Here is a 21,521-nt window from a genome sequence, read left to right as displayed (position 1 = left end):
GGATTCGCTGGGAATCGTCGCGTGACAACGATTAGCGTCGTAATGGGGAAAAGCGCTTCAGCGCGGGAGGGGACAATGCGCATTGGGGTCACGGGCACGCATGGCAATGCGGCCCGGCGCGGCATTCCGGTCGGCATGTGTGCCGGCGGCAATCTCTTCGATCGACCGACACGCAACCTCGCCACCGGCACGCGCGTCGGCTCACTGCGCCGCCTTTCCGAAACGCTCAACGCTCAAGGCTCCACGAAAGGCGCGACATGACAACCGGGACGTTGACCAAGCCGGATCAGATTGCCGCCGAGCTGTGCGCGGCCGTCGATCGAAACTTCGACGATCAGATCGCGTTCCTGTCGCGCATGGTGCAATTCCGCAGCCTGCGCGGACACGAAGCGCCGCAGCAGCATTGGCTGGCCGAGCAATTCGCCAAGCGCCGCTACGACGTCGACGCGTTCAGCCTTGCGGACGTCAACCTGATGAGCCATCCGAAGGCTGCACCGATGGACGGCATCGATCTGGCCGGATCGCAGCAGGTGGTTGCGACGCTCAACAGCAAAGGCAGCGGCCGCAGCCTGATCCTGCAAGGTCATATCGACGTGGTGCCGGAAGGGCCCGCTGACCTTTGGGACCAGCCGCCGTTCTCGGGCGCCGTGCAGGACGGCTGGATGTTCGGGCGCGGCGCGCAAGACATGAAGGCCGGCGTCTCGGCAATGATCTTCGCGCTCGATGCGATCCGCGACGCAGGCTATGCCCCGGCCGGGCGCATCCATCTGCAGACCGTGACCGAGGAAGAGAGCACCGGCAACGGCGCATTGTCGACGTTGATGCGCGGCTATCGCGCCGACGCCTGCCTCATTCCCGAACCGACCGGACACACGCTGACGCGCGCCCAGGTCGGCGCCGTCTGGTTCCGCCTGCGCGTCCGCGGCACGCCGGTGCATGTCGCCTATTCCGAGGCCGGGACGAGCGCCATCCTGTCGGCGATGCATCTGGTGCGCGCGTTCCAGGACTACACCAAGGCGCTCAATGCCCGGGCGCTCGACAACAGCTGGTTCCGCAACGTCAAGAACCCGATCAAGTTCAACGTCGGGATCATCAAGGGCGGCGATTGGGCCAGTTCGACCGCGGCCTGGTGCGAGCTGGATTGCCGGCTCGGTCTGCTGCCGGGCGAAACGCCGCAGCAAGCGATGCGCGGCATCGAGGAATGCCTGGCCGAGGCGCACAAGGCCGACGAGTTCCTGTCCGGCAATCCGGCCGAGCTCGTGTGGAGTGGCTTTCAGGCGGACGCGGCCGTGTGCGAGCCCGGCAGCGAAGCGGAAGCGGCTCTGTCGGCTGCCCATCTCTCCGTCTTCCAGGCTCCGATGCAGGAGCGGCTGTCGACGGCCGTCAACGACACCCGCTACTACTGTGTCGACTACGGCATCCCTGCGCTTTGCTATGGACCTTACGGTGTCGGCCCGCATGCGTTCAACGAACGTGTCGAGCTCGACAGCCTTCGCAAGACAACACAGAGCATCGCGCTGTTCGTCGCGACTGGTGCGGCGTGATGAGAGCGTGAATGAACTTGTCGCTTCAGGTCGGTGGCACATGACGACAAGTGCAATTCGAAATAGCAGCATCAGACCAAGGGAGGCCGCCAACGGCCCGAACCGCGCCTTGATATAACGTCGCCATTGGCACAGTATTTGCCTGCAAATTCATCACGTTCGCGCTGGCTTTGAGACGAGACGCAGAAGCGCATGAGACACATCACGGGGACACCATGAGTATGATGCGGCCCAGCCTTCGCTTCGCACCATCTGACCGCAGGAGATAGCAGCGATGCTCGGATATCTGCTTCGCCGCATCCTCGCCGCCATTCCCGTGATGGGCGTGGTGGCGCTGTTCGTGTTCCTGTTGCTGCGGCTGACGCCGGGCGACCCCGCCGCAATCCTCGCCGGCGACAACGCGACGCCCGAACAGCTCGATCGCATCCGCACCTCGCTCGGTCTCAACGAGCCGATCTACATCCAGTTCTACACCTGGGTCGCGAAGCTCCTGCATGGCGACCTCGGCGTTTCCCTGATCTCGAACAAGCCGATCCTCGAGATGATCGGCCCGCGCCTCGAGCCATCGATTTCGGTCGCGCTGGCCACCATCATCCTCTCGATCCTGGTCGCGGTTCCGCTCGGCGTGATCGCGGCCTGGAAGCACGGCACCTGGATCGATCGCTTCGTGATGGGACTGTCGGTGCTCGGCTTCTCGGTGCCGGTGTTCGTGATCGGCTATGTGCTGATCCAGGTGTTTGCGATCGACCTGCGCTGGGTGCCGGTGCAGGGCTTCAAGAGCATCTCGGCCGGCTTCGGTCCGTTCTTCGAGCGCATCATCCTGCCAACCTGTACCCTCTCCTTCATCTATGTCGCGTTGATCGCACGCATGACGCGGGCCTCGATGCTCGACGTGCTCGGCGAAGACTACGTGCGCACGGCACGCGCCAAGGGCATCGGCGAGGCCGGTGTGCTGCTGCGCCATGCGCTGCGCAACGCCGCGGTGCCCGTCATCACCGTGATCGGCTCCGGCTTCGCGCTGCTGATCTCCGGCGTCGTCGTCACCGAGAGCGTGTTCAACCTGCCCGGCATTGGCCGCCTCACCGTCGATGCGGTGCTGGCGCGCGACTATCCGGTGATCCAGGCCATGATCCTGTTGACGTCAGGCATCTATGTCGGCGTCAATCTGTTGATCGACGTGGCGTACACCCTGCTCGATCCTCGTATCCGGTACTGAGCAATGGCGATCGATACCCTCCCCGAATCCTCCCTCCCCGTCACCCGGCCGTTCCGCGTCAAGTTCGGCTTCCTGACGTCGACGCCGATCATCGCAGTTGCGACGATCTGCCTCGTCCTCATCATCCTGATGGCGATCTTCGCGCCGCTCCTTGCGCCTCATGATCCTCTCTTGCTGACGCCGGCGCAGCGGCTGAAGCCGGCGAGCGCGCAGTACCTGCTCGGCACTGATGCTTATGGACGCGACCTGTTGTCGCGCATCATCTACGGCGCCCGAATCTCGCTGATCATCGGGATCGGCGCCGCCGTCTGCTCGATCGCCGTCGGGCTCCTGATCGGCCTCGTCGCCGGCTTCTTCCGCTGGGTCGATGCGGTGTTGATGCGCGTGATGGACGGCCTGATGGCGATCCCCGCCATCCTGCTCGCGATCGCCGTGGTGTCGCTTTCTGGCGCCAGCATCTGGACCGTGATGGTCGCGATCACCATCCCCGAGATCCCGCGCGTGGCACGGCTGGTGCGCTCGGTGGTGCTGACCGCGCGCGAGGAACCCTATGTCGAGGCCGCGATCTCGCTCGGCTCCAGCCTGCCGAAGATCATGTGGCGGCATCTGATGCCGAACACGATCGCGCCGCTGATCGTGCAAGGCACTTACGTTTGCGCGTCCGCGATTCTGACCGAGGCGATCCTGTCGTTCCTCGGCGCCGGCATCTCGCCGGAGACGCCGACCTGGGGCAACATCATGGCCGAGGGCCGCGCGTTCTTCCAGATCAAGCCGTCGCTGATCTTCTGGCCGGGGCTTCTGCTCTCGATCGCCATTCTCAGCATCAACCTGATCGGCGACGCCGCGCGCGACGCGCTCGATCCCCGCATGAAGCAGCGTGAGGGCAAGTGACCACAGCCAACCCTTCCAACGTCGTGCTCGACATCAACAACCTCGTCGTCGGCCTCGGCCGCAAGGCGGACGCGCATCGCATCATCGACGACCTCTCCCTCCAGGTGCACGAGGGCGAGACGCTCTGCCTGGTCGGCGAAAGCGGCTCGGGCAAGTCGGTGACCTCGCTCACCGTGATGGGCCTGCAGCAGAAGGGCACGCTGGTGCCGTCCGGCGGCAGCGTCAAGCTGGTCGGCGAGGAACTGCTCACCGCGACCGACCGGCGGCTGCGCCAGTTGCGCGCAACGCGGATGGCGATGATCTTCCAGGAACCGATGACCGCGCTCAATCCTGTGGTGCCGGTCGGCCGACAGATCGACGAGGTGCTGCGCGCCCATACCGATCTCGACTCCCGCGCGCGGCGCCAGAAGATCCTGGCGATGATGGAGCATGTGCGGCTGCCCGATGTGGAGCGCATCTTCTCCTCCTACCCTCACCGCCTGTCGGGCGGACAGCGCCAGCGCATCATGATCGCGATGGCGCTGGTGCTGGAGCCAAAGCTGTTGATCGCCGACGAGCCGACCACGGCACTCGACGTCACCACCCAGAAGCAGATCCTCGCCCTGATCCGTGATCTGCAGCGCGATCACGGCACCGCGGTTCTGTTCATCACCCACGACATGGGCGTGGTGGCCGAGATCGCCGACCGCGTCGCGGTGATGCGGCACGGCCGCCTGGTCGAAGCCGGTCCGCTGCAGGACGTGCTGCGCAATCCGAAGATGGACTACACCCGCAACCTGTTGTCCTCGGTGCCGAGCCTGGTGCCGCGCGCGCCACGCCCGGAGACATCGGAGCCCGTGGTGCTGGAAGCCAACGAGCTCAGCAAGGTCTACCGGGAGCGGTCGCTCTATGGCAAAGCCCGTGAGGTCGCCGCCGCCAGCAACGTCACGCTGACGCTGCGCAAGGGCCGCACGCTCGGCATCGTCGGCGAAAGCGGCTCCGGCAAGTCGACGGTGGCGCGCTGCATCGTCCGGCTGATCGATCCGACCTCGGGCGGGGTACGGCTTGCCGGCCGCGAGATTTCCGACCTGTCGCGCCGGCTGCTGCAGCCGCATCGGCAGAAGATCCAGATCATCTTCCAGGACCCCTACCGCTCACTCAATCCGCGCGTCACCGTCGGCGAGAGCATCGCCGAGGGACCGATCAATTACGGCATGCCGCGCAAGGACGCGCTGGTGCGGGCCCGCGAGCTGCTCGAGCTGGTCCATCTGCCGCCCGACGCCATCTCGCGCTATCCGCACCAGTTCTCCGGCGGCCAGCGCCAGCGCATCGCGATCGCCCGCGCGCTGGCGCTCGATCCCGACGTGCTGGTGGCTGATGAAGCCGTATCGGCGCTCGACGTCTCGGTGCAGGCGCAGGTGCTGGATCTGCTCGACGAGATCCAGCGGCGGCTGGGCATCGCGCTGTTGTTCATCACACATGATTTGCGCGTCGCCGCACAAATCTGCGACGACGTCGCCGTGATGCAGCGTGGACGGGTCGTGGAACAGGGACCGGCCGCCGAGGTGCTGACCAATCCGCAGCAGGCCTATACCCGTGCGCTGCTCGAGGCGGCACCCGGACGCGGCTGGGACTTCGCCAACTTCCGCCCGGTTTCGGAAGGCATTGTGGCAACCGCCTAGGTCTTTAGCCTTAGCCTGAACTGTGGGCCTTTCAATACGCCCATAGGGCATGCAATTCCGGCAGTGCTCCCCGGCTTGCGCTTGGCGCGACGACACGCTTAACGTCGCGCGCCAGAGCACGATCCGGAAAGGGCGAACCGGCTTTCGAACGATCATGCTCAAACTGAAATGACGGGATGATGCGATTGCTTCCAAATCGCCTCATCATCGAAGAAACGTGTCGAGACCGACTTGATGACCCGCATCGCCGTTGGCGGCTTCCTGCACGAGACCAACACCTTCGCACCGACGAAGGCAACCTATGACGACTTCGTGCATGGCGGCGGCTGGCCGTCGATGACGCGCGGCGCCGAGGTGCTCAAGGTGATGCGCAAGATCAATGCCGGCCTCGCCGGCTTTGTCGAGGCGGCGGAGGCCTATGGCTGGGAGCTGGCGCCGACGATTGCGACCGGTGCAACGCCGTCAGCGCATGTGACGAAGGACGCCTTCGAGCGGATCGTCAAGGACATGGTCGACGGCATCGTCGCCGCCGGGCCGATCGATGCCGTCTACCTCGATCTGCACGGCGCCATGGTGACCGAGCACCATGACGACGGCGAAGGCGAAATCCTCGCGCGCGTGCGCAAGGCGATCGGCAAGGACATTCCGCTGGTTGCGAGCCTTGATCTGCATGCGAACGTCTCGGCCGAGATGATCGAACATGCCGATGCACTGATCGCCTACCGCACCTATCCGCATGTCGACATGGCCGATACTGGCCGCGCCTGCGCCAGGCATTTGGCCTTGTTGCTCAACTCCAGGCAACCTCTCGCAAAGGCGTTCCGGCAGCTGCCTTTCCTGATCGCGATCAGTTGGCAATGCACCAACGACCAGCCGGCCAAGGGCATCTATCAGAAGCTTGCGGCGCTGGAGAGCGACGCTGTTCCGACGCTTTCGTTTGCGTTCGGCTTCCCGGCCGCCGATATCAAGGACTGCGGCCCGAGCGTATTCGCCTATGGCCGGACCCAAGCCGATGCCGACGCTGCCGCCGACAGCATGGTCGCGCTGGTCGAAAGCCACGAGAACGATTTCGACGGCCCGATCTATATGCCCGACGAGGGCGTGCTGCTTGCGATGAAACTCGCGGCATCGGCGTCGAAGCCGATCGTGATCGCCGACACCCAGGACAATCCCGGCGCGGCGGCAATTCCGACACCACGGGCATGCTGCGCGCGCTGGTGCGCAACGGAGCAAGTGCGGCCACCGGCGTCATCTGCGACCCGCAATCGGCGCGCGCTGCGCACGCGGCCGGCGTCGGTGCGACAGTCACGCTCGACCTCGGCGGCAAGTCCGGTATTCCGGGCGATGCGCCTTACCGGGAAACCTTCGTCGTCGAGAAGCTCTCCGACGGCCGGTTCGTCGCGCCGGGGCCATTTTACGGCGGACGCGACATGGACATGGGACCCTCCGCCTGCCTGCGGGTCGGCGATGTTCGCGTCGTCGTCGGCTCCTACAAGGCGCAGCTCGCAGACCAGGCGATGTACCGCTATGTCGGCATCGAGCCGACCGCACAGAAGATCCTGGTCAACAAGAGTTCGGTGCACTTCCGCGCCGATTTCGAGTCGATCGCCGAGAAACTGCTGATCTGCGCCGCGCCCGGGCCGATGCCCGCCGATCCCGCCACGCTGCCGTGGAAACATTTGCGACCGGGCATTCGTATCAAGCCTAACGGCCCGACTTTCACCCCCTCCTCCCCATCACGCACAGACGGATAGACAGCCATGCCGACCATTGAGCGCATCGACAGTTTTGCCGACGAACTCACCGCCATCAGACGGGATCTGCATGCGCATCCCGAGATCGGCTTCGAGGAGGTCCGCACCTCGGGCATCGTCGCCGAGAAGCTGACGAGCTGGGGTATCGAAGTGCATCGCGGCCTCGGCGGCACCGGCGTGGTCGGCGTGCTCAAGGGCAAGGGCAGCGGCACCCGGAAGATCGGCCTGCGCGCCGACATGGACGCGCTGCCGATGGAGGAGAACACCAATCTGAAGTGGCGTTCGACGATTCCCGGCCGCTTCCACGGCTGCGGCCATGACGGCCACACCACGATGCTGCTCGGCTCGGCGCGCTATCTCGCCGAGACCCGCAATTTCGACGGCACCGTGCACTTCATCTTCCAGCCGGCCGAGGAAGGGCTCGGCGGCGCCCGTGCCATGATCAAGGACGGCCTGTTCAAGCAGTTCCCCTGCGACGAGGTCTACGGCCTGCACAACGCGCCCGACCTCAACCATGGCGAGATCGCGATCCTGCCGGGACCAGCGATGGCCGCCGCCGATTTCTTCGACATCAGGATCCAGGGCTATGGCGCCCATGGCGCGATGCCGGAGCGCTCCAAGGACGCGGTGGTGATCGCGATGACGCTCGGACAGGCGTTGCAGTCGATCGTCAGCCGCAACGTCGATCCGCTGCAGGCAGCGGTGCTCTCGATCACCCAGATCCATTCCGGTTCGGCCTACAACGTCATTCCCGGGGACGCCTGGATGTGCGGCACGGTGCGCTGCTTCTCCGAGGAGATTCGCGCGCTGATCCGCACTCGCATGCGCGAGATCTGCGCCGGCTTTGCCGCCGCGTATGGTGCCGAAATCTCGGTCGAGATCCGCGACGGCTTCAGCGTGCTGGTCAATCAGGAAGAGCAGTCCCGCGTTGTCGAGGAAGTCGCGCGCACCGTGGTCGATCCGGCCAAGGTGATCACGCGCTCGACGCCCAAGATGGGCAGCGAGGATTTCGCCGACATGATGCAGGCCATTCCCGGCGCGTATTTCTGGGTCGGTCATGACGGTTCAGTGCCCGTGCACAATCCCGGTTACGTTCTCGACGACAAGATCCTGCCGATCGGCGCCAGCATGTTCGCCCGCATCATCGAGAAACGTATGCCGGCAGGTGCGCATGCATAAGCCGAAAGCGGACGCCATCACGTCGCTGCACGATCTCTCCGCCGTCGACCTGCTCGCCGGCTATCGTGCCAAGCAGTTCTCGCCCTCGGAAGTGCTCGAGGAAATCATCTCCCAGGTCGCGACCTGGGAGCCGCACATCAAGGCGCTGTACCTGTACGACCCCGACGGGGCGCGGAAAGTCGCCAAGGCCTCGACCGAGCGCTGGCAGCAGGCCGAGCCGGCCGGCACGCTCGATGGCGTGCCCGTCACCATCAAGGACAATGTCGCGACCAAGGGCCAGCCGGTGCCGCTCGGCGCCGCCAGCGTCAAGCTCGCGCCCGCGGAAAAGGATGCCCCGCCTGCCGCGCGGCTGCGCGAAGCCGGCGGCGTGATCTTCTCCAAGACCACGATGCCGGATTACGGCATGCTGTCGTCGGGCCTGTCGTCGTTTCATCCCCTCACCCGCAATCCCTGGGATGTCAGCAAGAACCCCGGCGGCTCGAGCTCCGGCGCGGGCGCGGCCGGTGCTGCCGGCTACGGCCCGTTGCATCTCGGCACTGACATCGGCGGCTCGGTGCGGCTGCCCGCCTCCTGGTGCGGCCTCGTCGCGCTGAAGCCGAGCCTCGGCCGCGTGCCGATCGATCCGCCCTATGTCGGCCGCGTCGCGGGGCCGATGACCCGCACCGTCGACGACGCCGCGCTGATGATGAGTGTGCTGTCGCGCCCGGATCGCCGCGACGGCATGAGCCTGCCGGCGCTCGAGGTGAACTGGAAGGCGCTGGAGAAGTCGCCGCGCAAGCTGCGCATCGGTCTGATGCTCGATGCGGATCCGGCCAGAAGGTCGAGAAGGACGTTCGCGAGATCGTCGTCAAGGCGGCGAAGGCGTTCGAATCCGCCGGTGCGGTGATCACCGAGATCGACGGCATCCTGACGCCCGAGATGCTCGACGGGCTCGACAATTTCTGGCGCGCGCGGACCTGGGACGAGCTGTCGAAATTGTCTGCAGACGATCGCGGCAAGACCCTGCCCTACATCCTTAACTGGGCCGAGGCCGGCGCAAAACTCTCCGGCGTCGACGTGGTGCGCGGCTTCAACCAGACCATGGCGATCCGCGCGGCTGCTGCAAAGTTGTTCTGCGAGGTCGACTACGTGATCTCGCCGGTGTCGCCGGTGGTGAATTTCCCCGCGGAGTTCGCCGCACCGCTGAACGATCCGGCAAAGCCGTTCGAGCACATCTGCTTTACCGTGCCGTGGAATATGTCGGAGAACCCGGCGCTGTCGATCAACGGCGGCTATGACAAGAAGGGCTTTCCGATCGGCGTCCAGATCATCGGCCGCCGCTTCGACGACATCGGCGTGCTCGCCATGGGCAAGGCGTTCGAAGGCCTGCGCGGCCCGCAGAAGCCGTGGCCGACGCCGCCGAAGAAGTAGCGCCTCAACGCAAGTGGGGATGCGCGGAGCTCAGCCTGCGCATCCGACTTCTTCACAAGGGAAGATTGCCGGGTTAACTGAATGCGACGCACGTCGTTCATTCAAGAAAACCGAGAGGAAATCATCCCCATGGCGTATGAGACGATCAAGTACGAGGTCGCCGAGCAGATCCTGACCATCACGCTGAACCGGCCCGACAAGCTCAACGCCTTCAACGCCACGATGCAGCAGGAGCTGATCGACGCGTTCGACAAGGCCGACAAGGACGACGACGTCAGGGCGATCATCGTGACCGGCGAAGGCCGCGGCTTCTGCGCCGGCGCCGACCTCTCCTCCGGCGCCAACACCTTCGACCGCGATGCGCGGCGCGGCCCGGTCAAGCGCAATGCCGACGGCAGCGTCGACTACAGCGATCCGCAGGTGCGCGACGGCGGCGGCCAGGTGACGCTGCGCATCTTCAAATGCCTGAAGCCCGTGATCGCCGCGGTGAATGGTCCCGCGGTCGGCATCGGCGTCACCATGCAGCTTGCGATGGATATCCGCATCGCCTCCGAGGCCGCGCGCTTCGGTTTCGTGTTCTCCCAGCGCGGCATCGTGCCGGAGGCCGCCTCGAGCTGGTTCCTGCCGCGCATCGTCGGCATCTCGCAGGCGCTGGAATGGTGCTACTCGGGCCGCGTGTTCCCGGCGCAGGAAGCGCTCGCCGGCCGGCTCGTCAGCAAAGTGGTGCCGCCGGATGAGTTGCTGCCGACCGCGCGTGCGCTGGCCAAGGAATTCGCGGCCAAGACCGCGCCGGTGTCGGTGGCGCTGATCCGCCAGATGATGTGGCGCATGCTGGGCGCCGACGATCCGATGGAGGCGCACAAGGTCGACAGCCGCGGCATCTATGCCCGCGGCCGCTCCGAGGACGTCAAGGAAGGCGTGGTGTCGTTCCTGGAGAAGCGGCCGGCACAGTTCAAGAACAAGGTCTCGTCCGACATGCCCGACTATTTCCCGTGGTGGCAAGAGCGCGACTATAAGTGAGCGAACGACGTCAAGCGGCGTCCACATCCGACGGCGTCGTCCTGCTGCATGGCATCAGCAGGACGGCGCGTTCGTTTCGCAGGATGGAGCTGGCGCTTGGCGATGCCGGCTTTGCCACCCTCAATCTCGACTATGACAGCCGGCGCAAGGGGCTCGATGCGCTGGCCGAGGACATCCATCCCCCACTCGATCGTTTCGCGCAGAACCTCACTGGCCCCGTGCACTTCGTCTGCCATTCGATGGGCGGCCTGCTGGCCCGCGTGTACCTCGCACGACATCGCCCCGTGCGGCTCGGCCGCGTCGTGATGCTGGGTACGCCGAACGGCGGCAGCGAGATCGCCGACCGCCTGAAGAACCTCGCCGCCTATCGCGCCTACTTCGGCCCCGCCGGCCAGCAGCTCGTCACCCGCCGCGATGCCGCGACCAGCGCTCTGCTGCCCACAATCGATTATGAAGCCGGCATCATCGCCGGCAACCGCTCGGTCTATCCGATCACGTCCATGGGACTGCCCCGACCGCACGATGGCCGGGTCTCGGTCGCCAACACCAGGCTCGACGGCATGGCCGATCATATCGTGATCCGCACCTCGCATCCCTGGCTGGTGCGCAACACCGATGCGATTGCGCAGACCATCGCATTTTTGAGAGACGGGAAGTTTGCAAACGGCTAGCCGTCATTGCGAGCGAAGCAATCCCTACTACTGCATATGCGGCGCAATGGATTGCTTCGTCGCTTTGCTCCTCGCAACGACGGCTATCTGGTCAGCAGCGCCACACGCCCGATTGCCTTGCGTTCGATCAGCAATCGCATCGCCTTCGCGTAGTCTTCCAGCGGCAGCCGATGCGAGATATTTGGCCGCACCCGGCCGGCCTCGGCCCACTCGTTCAGCGCCTTGAACCTGATCTCGCCGAGCGCCGGGTCCTTCCGCACCGCCTCACCTGCGCGAACGCCGAGCACGCTTGCGCCCTTGATCATCAAGAGATTGGTGCGGGCGAGCCCGATGCCACCGGTGAATCCGACGACGAGAATCCGCGCGCCCCAGTTGATGCAGCGCATCGAGTTCTCGAACACCTCGCCGCCGACGGGATCGAACACGACGTCGGCGCCGCGGCCGTCGGTGAGGCGCTTGACCGCATCGCGGAACGGCTCACGCGCATAGAGCACGAGATGATCCGCACCCCGTTGTTTGGCGATCGCAAGCTTCTCCTCGGATGACGCCGCCGCGATCACCGTGGCGCCGAGCAGCTTGCCGATCTCGACCGCTGCAAGCCCAACGCCGCCGCCGGCGCCATGCACCAGCAGCACCTCACCCGGCTTCATCTGCCCGCGGTCGATCAGCGCGTGATAGGCGGTGCCGTGCGCGGCGAGGAAGGTCGCGCCCTCGGCATAGTCGAAAGTCGACGGCACCGGCACGAGTTGCGACGGCACGGCAACCGTCTCGTCGCAATAGGCGCCGTGGCGCATCTTGACGATCACCTTGTCGCCGACCGCGACACCGGACGCATCATTGACTTCGACGACATCGCCGGCGGCTTCCGAGCCCGGCGTGAACGGCAGCGGCGGCTTGAGCTGGTATTCACCCGCGGCCATCAGGATGTCGGGGAAATTGATCCCGGCGGCACGGATCGCCACGCGCACCTGCCCCGGCTGCAAAGGCACCGAAGCAAAATTCTCGAGCTGAAGACGCTCGGGCGGACCGAGCTCGCGGCAAACAACGGCTTTCGGCATCAGGCGGCTCGCGCCTTGAGACGTGCCAGGGCTTCGCGGATCAACGGCAGGCGATCGTTGCCGAAATACATGTCGGTCTTGTCGAGATAGATCGTCGGCGAGCCGAAGCCGCCGCGTGCCATCACCTCCTCGGTGTTGGTCTTGAGCTGATCCTTGATCGCTTGGTCACCGATACCGGCGAAGAACTGCGCCGGATCGATCCTGAGCTTGCCGCAGATCTCGGCCAGCACGGCATCCTGCGAGATATCCTTGTCGTCGCCCCAATAGGCCTCGAACACCGCGCGCGCGAACGGCACCATCTTATCGTTGCCGAGCCAGATGCAGCCGCGCATCGCCTTGACGCTGTTCACCGGAAACACGGTCGGCGGCATCTTGATCGCAAGCCCGGCCGAGCGCGCCCAGTCGGCGAGGTCTTTCTTCATGTAACGCGCCTTCAGCGGCACCGGCTTCTCGCGCTGCGCGTAAACAGACGGATTGACGGTGTTGAAGATGCCGCCGACCAGGATCGGCCGCCAGGTGATGGGAGTATCGAACTCCTTCGCCAGCGGCTGGATGTTGTGCCAGGCGAGGTAAGTCCACGGACTGGAACAGTCGAAGAAGAATTCGATCATGGCGTTTCCCTTTGTCTTTTCCGCATCCATTGTCGTCATTCCGCGATGCTCCGCAAGACGCGGGCATCGCGACCGTGTCGCGCCACGGAATAACGGACATTATTTCTTCTCGACCAGCTTTTTCGCACGCTGGCCGAACATGTTCTTGCGCGGCTCCTCGTCGAACGGCTCCTTGACGAATTTTCCGATCGCAAGTCCCGCCTGCACCTGCGGACGGGCGCGCACGGTCGCGTACCAGCGCTTGATGTTCGGATAGTCGTCGAGGGTGAAGCCCTGCGCCTTGTGGGTCATGGTCCAGGGAAAGCAGGCGACGTCGGCGATCGAATAGTCTGGGCCTGCGATATAGGCGCCGGTCTTGCCGAGCTGGTGGTCGAGCACGCCATAGAGCCGCGCCGTCTCGTCGCGGTAGCGCTCGATCGCATAGGGAATCTTCTCGGCCGCATAGAGCGCGAAATGGCCGTGCTGGCCGAGCATCGGGCCGAGGCCGCCCACCTGCCACATCACCCACTGGATGGCGATCGACCGCGCGCGGAGCTCGCGGGACAGGAAACGCCCGGTCTTGTCGGCAAGATAGATCAGGATCGCGCCGGTCTCGAACACCGAGAACGGCCCGCCGCCGTCGGCAGGGGCATGATCGACGATGGCGGGGATACGGTTGTTCGGGCTGATCGCCAGGAATTCGGGCCGAAACTGCTCGCCGGCGCGGATGTTCACCGGGATCACCGTATAGGGTAGCCCGAGTTCCTCCAGCATGATCGAGATCTTCCAGCCGTTCGGCGTCGGCGCGTAGTGCAGGTCGATCATCGGCGTCTATTCCCCGTCACAAAGACTTTTGTTGTTCTGTACCTCCAGCTTAGGACATGGCACACAGGCGCTCAATCAGAACCCATCGGGAGGCACCCATGCTGTTTCCAACCACGATCGCAGGCTCGCTGCCGAAGCCCGAATGGCTCGCCGAGCCGAACGTGCTGTGGGCGCCCTGGAAGTCTGATGGCGCCGAGCTCGCCCGCGCCAAGCGCGACGCCACGATCCTTGCGGTCAAGCTGCAGGAGGACGCCGGCGTCGACATCGTGACCGAGGGCGAGCAAGCGCGCCAGCACTTCGTGCACGGTTTCCTGGAGCGGATCGAGGGCATCGATTTCGCCCACAAGGTCGAGATGGGCATCCGCAAGGACCGCTACAAAGCCATGGTGCCGCAGGTGGTCGCGCCGCTGCAGCTCAAGGGCCGCGTCCATGAGAGCGAGGCACGTGCGGCGCGCGCCCACACCAAAAACAAACTGAAGTTCACCCTGCCCGGCCCGATGACGATCATCGACACCATCGCCGACCAATATTACGGCGACCGCGTCAAGATGGCCTTCGCCTTCGCGGAGCTATTGAACCAGGAAGCAAGGCGTTGCAGGCTGACGGCGTCGACATGATCCAGTTCGACGAACCGGCCTTCAACGTCTACATGGACCAGGTGCGCGACTGGGGCATCAAGGCGCTGGAGCGCGCCGCAGAAGGCCTCACCTGCGCCACCGCCGTGCACATCTGCTACGGCTACGGCATCAAGGCCAACACCGACTGGAAAGAGACGCTCGGCGGCGAATGGCGGCAGTATGAAGAGACCTTCCCCGTCATCGACAAGAGCACGATCCAGCAGGTCGCGATCGAGTGCCGCAACTCGAAGGTGCCGATCGAGCTGCTCGCCGCGCTCCCTGGCAAGATCGTGCAGGCCGGCGTGATCGACGTCGCCAGCGACGAGGTCGAGACTCCTGAGGATGTCGTCAAGGTGATCGAGGCGGTCGCCAAGCACGTCCCGAAGGGCAACATCATCGCGACCACCAATTGCGGCATGGCGCCGATGCGGCGGGATATCGCCGAAGCCAAGCTGAGCGCACTCGGCGCGGGCGCAAAGCTGGCGCGGCAGCGGCTGGCGTAAGGATGCCGGCGGCTCAGCTGAGCGCGGCTGCTGCGCTCGGATGCAGCACCGGCCGATAGCCGGCCTGAAATGCACGGACGGTCGACGGCGGTGTCAGCAGCATCGCGGGCGCGGTGACCTCGGCGCGCTCGTAACCGGCAAAAGACCACCGCAAGGTTTTCCCGTTCGCGACCAGATAGCTTTCCCCGCTTGCCTGCACCATCGTCCCGTCGGGCAACGCATCCATCGACAGTGGCAGGGGATGCAGCCGCTTCTTGCCGTGGTCCATCCGCTCGGCGTGCAGCACCGCGTCCATCGCCTTGGCGCTGAGATCGCTCGCCCCGTTGCCTTGCTCCCAGGCGGCGCGAAACCGGTTGGCGTCGTCGCGGCGGCAGTAGAAGCAGGGCCGGTGTCCGGCCGCGAAGGCGGTTGCCTCATCGAGGAAGAACAGTTCGGTCCAGCTCTGCCGGCGCATCACCTCGCGCCGCCGTCCCCTGAACTCGCAGACGCAGGTGAGCCACGCCGGCGACGACCAGCGCTTGTTCAGCAGCGTGCGGGTCGCCGGATCGTGGATGATGCCGCGATTGCCGGTGAAGGTGCCGCGGTGGTCCGTGGCAACGATCTCGCCTGTCGGTGTGACGCGGTTTTGCAGGGGCATTGCGCGCCTCTAACCAATGCGTCATTGCGAGGAGCGAAGCGACGAAGCAATCCACGCTACCGCATATGCGGAGCCGTGGATTGCTTCGCTTCGCTCGCAATGACGGGTCAACTCAAGCCGCCCCGTCGCGGATCGGCGGCTGGAACGACAGCGCGGTGTCCCAAGGAAAGAAGATCCAGGTGTCCTGCGACACCTCGGTGATGTAGGTGTCGACCAGCGGCCGGCCCTTCGGCTTGGCATAGACCGTTGCGAAATGCGCGTCGGGCAGCATCTCGCGCACCAGCTTGCCGGTCTTGCCGGTGTCGACGAGGTCGTCGACGATCAAGAGTCCTTTGCCGGTGCCGCCGCCGAGCTTGGCGGTCTGCTCCGAAATGCCCTTGAGCACCTTCAGGTCGCCCTGCTTGTCGTGGTCGTAGCTGGCGATGCAGACGGTATCGATGACCCGCAAGCCGAGCTCGCGCGCCACGATCGCCGCCGGCACCAGCCCGCCGCGGGTGATCGCGACCACCGCATGGAATGGACCGACTTCATTGAGCCGCCAGGTCAGCGCCCGGCAATCCCGGTGGAATTGATCCCACGAGACCGGGAACGGCCTGCCCGCCCGATCCTGCACATTCGGTTCAGAATTTTTCTCGACCATATCGTCTCAACCCGCCGGCTTCTTCTGCGCGGCCTGCACCTGCTTCAACATCTCTTTCACTGCGGCCATCGCGGCGGCAAGCTTCTCCGGATCGCGCGAGCGGACCACCAGATTGGTGTTCGGCTTCTGGTTCTCGTCCTGGAACGGATAGCTGCCGATGATGGTGTCGGGATTGGCTTCCGCGATCGCCCGCAGCGGGCCGCCGATGTCACCCTCCCGCGCGTCGGCGCGGACCGAATCCGACAGCATCCGCACGCCGGACTTCAGGGTCGGCGCCACGATGTCCATCATCGCCTGCATGATGGTGGGGATGCCGGCCATCACGATGACATTGCCGAGCTTGAAGCCCGGCGCCAGGATGGTCGCGCTCTGGATCAGCTCGGCGCCGTCGGGCACCCGGGCCATCCGCAGCCGCGCCTCGTTGAGGTCCTGCTCGCTCCAGCGCTCCCTGAACCGCGCCACCACGTCAGGGTGATGGTGAATATCGACCCCGAACGCCTTCGCCACGCTGTCGGCGGTGATGTCGTCATGGGTCGGCCCGATGCCGCCTGTCGTGAACACGTAGGTGTATCTATGCCGCAGCGCATCAAGGGCGGAGATGATGTCGGCCTCGTCGTCGGCGACGACACGGACCTCCTTCAGGTCGATGCCGATATTGGTCAGGTATTCGGCGATGAAGCCGATGTTCTTGTCCTTGGTCCGGCCGGACAGGATCTCGTCGCCGATCACCAATATCCCCGCCGTGACGATCTCGCTCATGGTCTCATTCCCTAACTTGATCCCCTGACATTGCCGATCCAATGCCTTGATGTCACGGGGTTTTGCCGCCGAATTAAGCAGACCTCAGCCGGTTTTTCGGGCAGGCCTTCCTGGCTATCCCTAGCAAATGCCGCACGCCAATGCATATCGCGCTGGCCCGCCCCTTGCTACCATCCCATCAAGTCATGCACTGTGTCACATGGCTTGGGAGGGCAGTCGGGATATATGGCAGTCGCGTTCGATGAGATGAATGGCCTCGGCGAGGATCTCCGCCCGGCCTACCAGGAGCTCTCCCGCTGGCTCAAAGAGACGCCGCCGGACGCGCTCGAATATCGACGCCAGGAAGCGGAGCTGCTGTTCCGCCGGATCGGCATCACATTCGCGGTCTATGGCGATTCCGAAGCCCAGGAGCGGCTGATCCCGTTCGACGTCATCCCGCGCATCATGTCCGCGACCGAGTGGACGCTGCTGGAGAAGGGCCTGAAGCAGCGCGTGCTCGCGCTCAACATGTTTCTGAAGGACATCTACCACGGCCGCGACATCCTGCGTGCCAACGTCATCCCCGAAGACCTGATCTTCCAGAACCCGGTGTTCCGGCCGGAGATGAACGGCCAGGACGTGCCGCACGACATCTACGTCCATATCGCCGGCATCGACATCATCCGCACCGACCCCGACAATTTCATCGTGCTGGAGGACAATGCGCGCACGCCGTCCGGCGTGTCCTACATGCTGGAAAACCGCGAGATCATGATGCGGCTGTTTCCGGACCTGTTCGCACGGCATCGCGTCGCGCCGGTCGAGCGCTATCCCGACGAACTGCTTTCGGCGCTGCGCTCGGTCGCCCCGCACAGCGCCTCCGCAGAACCCACGGTCGCGCTGATGACGCCCGGCGTCTACAACTCGGCCTATTACGAGCACTCGTTCCTGGCCGACAAGCTCGGCATCGAGCTGGTCGAGGGGCGCGACCTCATCGTCAAGAACGACGAGGTGTTCATGCGCACCACCGAGGGGCTGAAACGGGTCGACGTGATCTACCGCCGCGTCGACGACGATTTCCTCGATCCCCTTACCTTCCGGCCGGATTCCGCGCTCGGCGTGCCCGGACTGATGTCGGCCTATGCCGCCGGCAACATCACGCTCGCCAACGCAGTCGGCACCGGCATCGCCGACGACAAGGCGATTTACTCCTACATGCCTGACATCGTGAAGTTCTATCTCAGCGAGGAGCCGATCCTGAAGAACGTGCAGACCTGGCGCTGCCGTGAACCGCAGGATCTGTCCTACGTGCTCGACAACCTCGCCGACCTAGTCGTCAAGGAGGTGCACGGCTCGGGCGGCTACGGCATGCTGATCGGCCCGGCCGCCACCAAGGCGACCATCGAGGCGTTCCGCGACAAGCTCAAGCGCGAGCCGGAAGGCTTCATCGCCCAGCCGACGCTCGCGCTGTCGACCTGCCCGACCTGCACCGACAAGGGCCTGGCGCCGCGCCATGTCGACCTCCGCCCGTTCGTGCTGACCGGCTCCAGCCACACCACCATCGTGCCCGGCGGGCTGACGCGGGTGGCGCTGAAGGAGGGCTCGCTCGTGGTCAATTCGAGCCAGGGCGGCGGCACCAAGGACACCTGGATACTGAGCGAGTAGTTGAAAGCATGCTGTCGCGCACCGCTGAAAACCTGTTCTGGCTGGCCCGCTACGTCGAACGCGCCGAATATCTCGCGCGCACGATCGACGCCACGCTCCGCGTCACCGCGCTGCCCGCGCCTATATCGGCAAGACCAACGAGTGGGACTCCGCACTGCTTACCGCCGGCGTCGGCGCGAGCTTCTACGATCACTATCAGGAAGCCAACCAGCAGAACGTCATCGAATATCTCTCCTTCTCCTCGGAAAATCCGTCGTCGATCAAGAACTGCATTGAGGCGGCCCGGCTCAATTCGCGCTCGGTGCGAACGGCGCTGACGTCGGAGATGTGGGACACCATCAATTCAGCGTGGATCGAGCTGCAAGCCGTCTGGAACAAGGGTCCCGCCAACCGCGAGGAGCTGGCCAAATTCCTGCGCTTCGTGCAGGAGACCTCGCTGCGGTTCGACGGCTCGGCCTACCGGACCATGCTGCGCAACGACGCATACTGGTTCTCGCGGCTTGGCGTGCATCTCGAGCGCGCCGACAACACCGCGCGGATCCTCGACGTGAAGTACCATATGCTGCTGCCCGAGGCAGAACATGTCGGCGGCCCGCTGGATTACTACCAGTGGACCTCGATCCTGCGCTCAGTATCGGCGACGACCGCCTATCATTGGGTTTACCGCGAAACCCTGAAACCCTGGCTGATCGCCGACCTCCTCATCCTCAACGACACGCTGCCGCGCTCGCTCGCCAGCTGCTACAGCAATCTGGTGCGCAATCTGGACCAGATCGGCGTCGCCTATGGCCGCCAGGGCGCCTCCCAGCGCCACGCCCGCGGCATCAGGAACCGGCTCGAGCACAGCCATATGGACGATATCTTCCAGCACGGCGTGCACGAATTCATCCAGGAATTCATCGCTGACAACTCGCGGCTGGGTGAGATCATCACCAAGCAGTATCTGATCTGACCGATACGGCCCAAAATCGCTCAAATTGTCGTCATGGCGGACCTCATCCCGGCCATCGACATCTTGCTTTCGCGGCCGATTAGGAAGAAAGACGTGATGCCCGGGAACGGTCCGGGCATGATGCTTCTGCCCCGAAAAAACCGACTGAACTCCGGTTGAGCCATGCGCCTGCGGATAGCCCACACCACCACCTATCGCTACGAGCCGGCGGCCTCGGGCGTGATCCAGATTCTGCGGATGACGCCGGGCAGTCATGACGGCCAGTATGTCGCGGATTGGCAGATCGACGTCTCGACCGATTCCAGGCTCGATACCCACGAGGACGCCTTCGGCAACGTCACCCACGTGCTGACGCATGGCTCGATCAGCGACCTCACCATCCATTGCGAGGGCCTGGTCGAGACCCAGGACACCGGCGGGGTGCTCAAGGGCAGCGACGAGCGGTTTCCGCCGAGCCTGTTCCTGCGTGCCACGCCGCTGACCGACCTCAGCCCGGCGATGACGAGCATCGTGCGTGAGCTGCGCGCCGAGGCCGGCACCGACGTGCTCGGCTTCCTGCATGCGCTGATGGTGCGGATCTACGAACACATGACCTTCGACGAGGACCCGACCAACAGCGCCACCTCGGCCTCCGAGGCGTTCACGCTGAAGCGCGGCGTCTGCCAGGACTACGCCCATATCCTGATCGCCTGCGCGCGCGCCGGCGGGGTTCCGGCGCGGTTCGTCTCCGGCCACTTCCTGCGCTCCGACGGCATGGTCAACCAGCAGGCCGGCCACGCCTGGGCCGAGGCCTTCGTGCCGGACCTGGGCTGGGTCGGCTTCGACGCCGCCAACGGCATCTGCACCACCGACGCCCATGCTCGCGTCGCGATCGGCCTCGACTATCTCGGCGCCGCCCCCGTCCGCGGCACCCGCTATGGCGGTGGCAACGAGACGCTGACCGTCGCGGTCAAGGTCGACCAGGCCGGACGTCCCGGCCAGTGGCAGAGCCAGACGCAGTCGTAGGCCGACGTCTCACGTCATTCCGGGGCGCGTCTCCTGGCGCGGGTGTCATCATGGACCGACGTCTCTTTCTCGCAACCGCCCTGTTCGGCCTGGCGCGCATCCCGGGTGCCGACGCGCTCGAGCGCTGGCAGACGCTGCCGGCAACACCGGCGCCGATCGCAGGGCGCAGCGCGCACGCCGAGGTCAACGGCATCAGTCTGTTCCATGTCGAGACCGGCGAAGGCAGCCCGGTGGTGTTTCTGCACGGCGGGCTGTCCAATTCCGATTACTTCGGCCTGCAGGTGCCGGAGGTCGCGCGGAAGCACCGCGTGATCTGCGTCGACAGCCGCGGCCATGGCCGCAGCAGCCGCAATGCGCAGCCGTTCGGATACGATTTGATGACCGACGACGTCGTGGCGTTGCTCGATCTTCTGAAGATTCCGCGCGCGGCGATCGTCGGCTGGAGCGACGGCGCCATCATCGGCCTCGATATGGCAATGCGCCATCCCGATCGGGTGAGCCGGGTATTCGCGTTCGGCGCCAACACCCAGACATCGGGCCTCAAGCCCGACATCGACAAGAACCCGACCTTCGCGCAGTTCATCGCGCGGGCGAAGACCGAGTATGAGCGCCTGTCGCCGACGCCGGGCGAATATGACCAGTTCCTGCAACAGATCGAGAAGATGTGGGACAGCCAGCCGAACTGGACCGACGACCAGCTGCGCACGATCCGCGCGCCGGTGCTGATCGCGGACGGCCAATACGACGAGGGCATCAGGCGCGAGCATACCGAGTACATAGCCGCGACCATTCCCGGCGCCGGCCTGCTCATCCTGCCCAATGCCAGCCATTTCGCGTTCCTGCAGGATCCTGCGTTGTTCAACGCCGCGTTGTTTGATTTTCTCGACGCCTGACCGCGGACGCAGCAGCGCCGGCCGCCTTCTGCTATGATCGTCGCGCAATCTG

Annotated in this window: 16 protein-coding genes and 5 pseudogenes; 15 read left to right on the top strand and 6 right to left on the bottom strand. The window is 65.0% G+C overall.

The window, feature by feature from the left end:
• The first annotated feature begins 75 nt into the window (after positions 1-75).
• The 10 genes and pseudogenes from ALC15_RS00220 (at position 76) to ALC15_RS00175 (ending at position 11,346) form a co-directional block, all read left to right on the top strand.
• Positions 76-261 (top strand): hypothetical protein, encoded by a 186-nt coding sequence (locus tag ALC15_RS00220; protein ID WP_050625560.1) that lies wholly within the window; start codon positions 76-78, stop codon positions 259-261.
• Positions 258-1,555: pseudogene (locus ALC15_RS00215) on the top strand (ArgE/DapE family deacylase). Before ALC15_RS00220 ends, ALC15_RS00215 begins: the two are co-directional and overlap by 4 nt.
• A gap of 263 nt (positions 1,556-1,818) precedes the next feature.
• A complete protein-coding gene (locus tag ALC15_RS00210; RefSeq protein WP_050625559.1) occupies positions 1,819-2,760 on the top strand; it encodes an ABC transporter permease in 942 nt (313 codons plus the stop codon).
• A 3-nt stretch (positions 2,761-2,763) separates the two neighbouring features.
• Positions 2,764-3,651, top strand: a complete 888-nt coding sequence (locus tag ALC15_RS00205) for an ABC transporter permease (RefSeq protein WP_050625558.1) — start codon at positions 2,764-2,766, stop codon at positions 3,649-3,651.
• Complete coding sequence (locus ALC15_RS00200) at positions 3,648-5,312, top strand: ABC transporter ATP-binding protein (protein WP_050625557.1); 1,665 nt, start codon at positions 3,648-3,650, stop codon at positions 5,310-5,312. The genes ALC15_RS00205 and ALC15_RS00200 overlap by 4 nt, the downstream gene beginning before the upstream one ends.
• Before the next feature lie 234 nt (positions 5,313-5,546).
• A pseudogene (locus tag ALC15_RS00195) lies at positions 5,547-7,066 on the top strand (M81 family metallopeptidase).
• A 6-nt stretch (positions 7,067-7,072) separates the two neighbouring features.
• Entirely contained in the window at positions 7,073-8,245 is a 1,173-nt protein-coding gene (locus tag ALC15_RS00190; protein WP_050625556.1) for a M20 aminoacylase family protein, read from the top strand.
• Positions 8,238-9,655, top strand: a pseudogene (locus ALC15_RS00185) (amidase). Before ALC15_RS00190 ends, ALC15_RS00185 begins: the two are co-directional and overlap by 8 nt.
• A 129-nt stretch (positions 9,656-9,784) precedes the next feature.
• On the top strand, positions 9,785-10,675 hold the full coding sequence (locus ALC15_RS00180; protein WP_050625555.1) for a crotonase/enoyl-CoA hydratase family protein: 891 nt from the start codon (positions 9,785-9,787) through the stop codon (positions 10,673-10,675).
• Positions 10,672-11,346: an alpha/beta hydrolase gene (locus tag ALC15_RS00175; protein WP_050625554.1), complete on the top strand. Its 675-nt coding sequence runs from the start codon at positions 10,672-10,674 to the stop codon at positions 11,344-11,346. Before ALC15_RS00180 ends, ALC15_RS00175 begins: the two co-directional genes overlap by 4 nt.
• Positions 11,347-11,429: 83 nt before the next feature.
• On the opposite strand, the gene ALC15_RS00170 is transcribed toward ALC15_RS00175, so the two are convergent.
• The 3 genes from ALC15_RS00170 to ALC15_RS00160 all read right to left on the bottom strand — a co-directional run bounded on the left by ALC15_RS00170 (position 11,430) and on the right by ALC15_RS00160 (position 13,819).
• Entirely contained in the window at positions 11,430-12,404 is a 975-nt protein-coding gene (locus tag ALC15_RS00170) for an NADPH:quinone oxidoreductase family protein (protein ID WP_050625553.1), read from the bottom strand.
• A complete protein-coding gene (locus tag ALC15_RS00165) occupies positions 12,404-13,015 on the bottom strand; it encodes a 2-hydroxychromene-2-carboxylate isomerase (protein ID WP_050625810.1) in 612 nt (203 codons plus the stop codon). The genes ALC15_RS00170 and ALC15_RS00165 overlap by 1 nt, the downstream gene beginning before the upstream one ends.
• Before the next feature lie 99 nt (positions 13,016-13,114).
• Positions 13,115-13,819 (bottom strand): glutathione binding-like protein, encoded by a 705-nt coding sequence (locus ALC15_RS00160; RefSeq protein ID WP_050625552.1) that lies wholly within the window; start codon positions 13,817-13,819, stop codon positions 13,115-13,117.
• 98 nt (positions 13,820-13,917) lie between these two features.
• On the opposite strand from ALC15_RS00160, the pseudogene ALC15_RS00155 reads away from it, so the two are divergent.
• Positions 13,918-14,939, top strand: a pseudogene (locus tag ALC15_RS00155) (methionine synthase).
• Between the two features lie 13 nt (positions 14,940-14,952).
• On the opposite strand, the gene ALC15_RS00150 reads toward ALC15_RS00155, so the two are convergent.
• The 3 genes from ALC15_RS00150 to ALC15_RS00140 form a co-directional block, all read right to left on the bottom strand.
• Positions 14,953-15,576, bottom strand: coding sequence for a hypothetical protein (locus ALC15_RS00150; protein WP_050625551.1), 624 nt, complete (start codon positions 15,574-15,576; stop codon positions 14,953-14,955).
• Between the two features lie 112 nt (positions 15,577-15,688).
• Positions 15,689-16,216 carry a xanthine phosphoribosyltransferase gene (gene gpt, locus ALC15_RS00145; RefSeq protein WP_050625550.1) on the bottom strand — a complete coding sequence of 176 codons (528 nt, stop codon included), beginning with the start codon at positions 16,214-16,216 and terminating at the stop codon, positions 15,689-15,691.
• Between the two features lie 6 nt (positions 16,217-16,222).
• Complete coding sequence (locus tag ALC15_RS00140; RefSeq protein WP_050625549.1) at positions 16,223-16,975, bottom strand: competence/damage-inducible protein A; 753 nt, start codon at positions 16,973-16,975, stop codon at positions 16,223-16,225.
• Positions 16,976-17,200: 225 nt separating this feature from the next.
• Here ALC15_RS00140 and ALC15_RS00135 point away from each other — a divergent pair, with 225 nt between their 5' ends.
• The 4 genes and pseudogenes from ALC15_RS00135 to ALC15_RS00120 all read left to right on the top strand — a co-directional run bounded on the left by ALC15_RS00135 (position 17,201) and on the right by ALC15_RS00120 (position 21,469).
• Complete coding sequence (locus ALC15_RS00135; RefSeq protein WP_050625548.1) at positions 17,201-18,619, top strand: circularly permuted type 2 ATP-grasp protein; 1,419 nt, start codon at positions 17,201-17,203, stop codon at positions 18,617-18,619.
• 8 nt (positions 18,620-18,627) lie between these two features.
• Positions 18,628-19,571, top strand: a pseudogene (locus ALC15_RS00130) (alpha-E domain-containing protein).
• A 162-nt stretch (positions 19,572-19,733) separates the two neighbouring features.
• Complete coding sequence (locus ALC15_RS00125) at positions 19,734-20,576, top strand: transglutaminase family protein (RefSeq protein ID WP_050625547.1); 843 nt, start codon at positions 19,734-19,736, stop codon at positions 20,574-20,576.
• Positions 20,577-20,626: 50 nt separating this feature from the next.
• Entirely contained in the window at positions 20,627-21,469 is an 843-nt protein-coding gene (locus tag ALC15_RS00120) for an alpha/beta fold hydrolase (protein ID WP_050625546.1), read from the top strand.
• The last annotated feature ends 52 nt before the right edge of the window (positions 21,470-21,521 follow it).

The organism is Bradyrhizobium viridifuturi (genome assembly GCF_001238275.1).
GTDB lineage: Bacteria > Pseudomonadota > Alphaproteobacteria > Rhizobiales > Xanthobacteraceae > Bradyrhizobium > Bradyrhizobium viridifuturi.
Note: the sequence above shows the minus strand (reverse complement) of the source record. Positions and strands in the feature narration are given on the sequence as shown.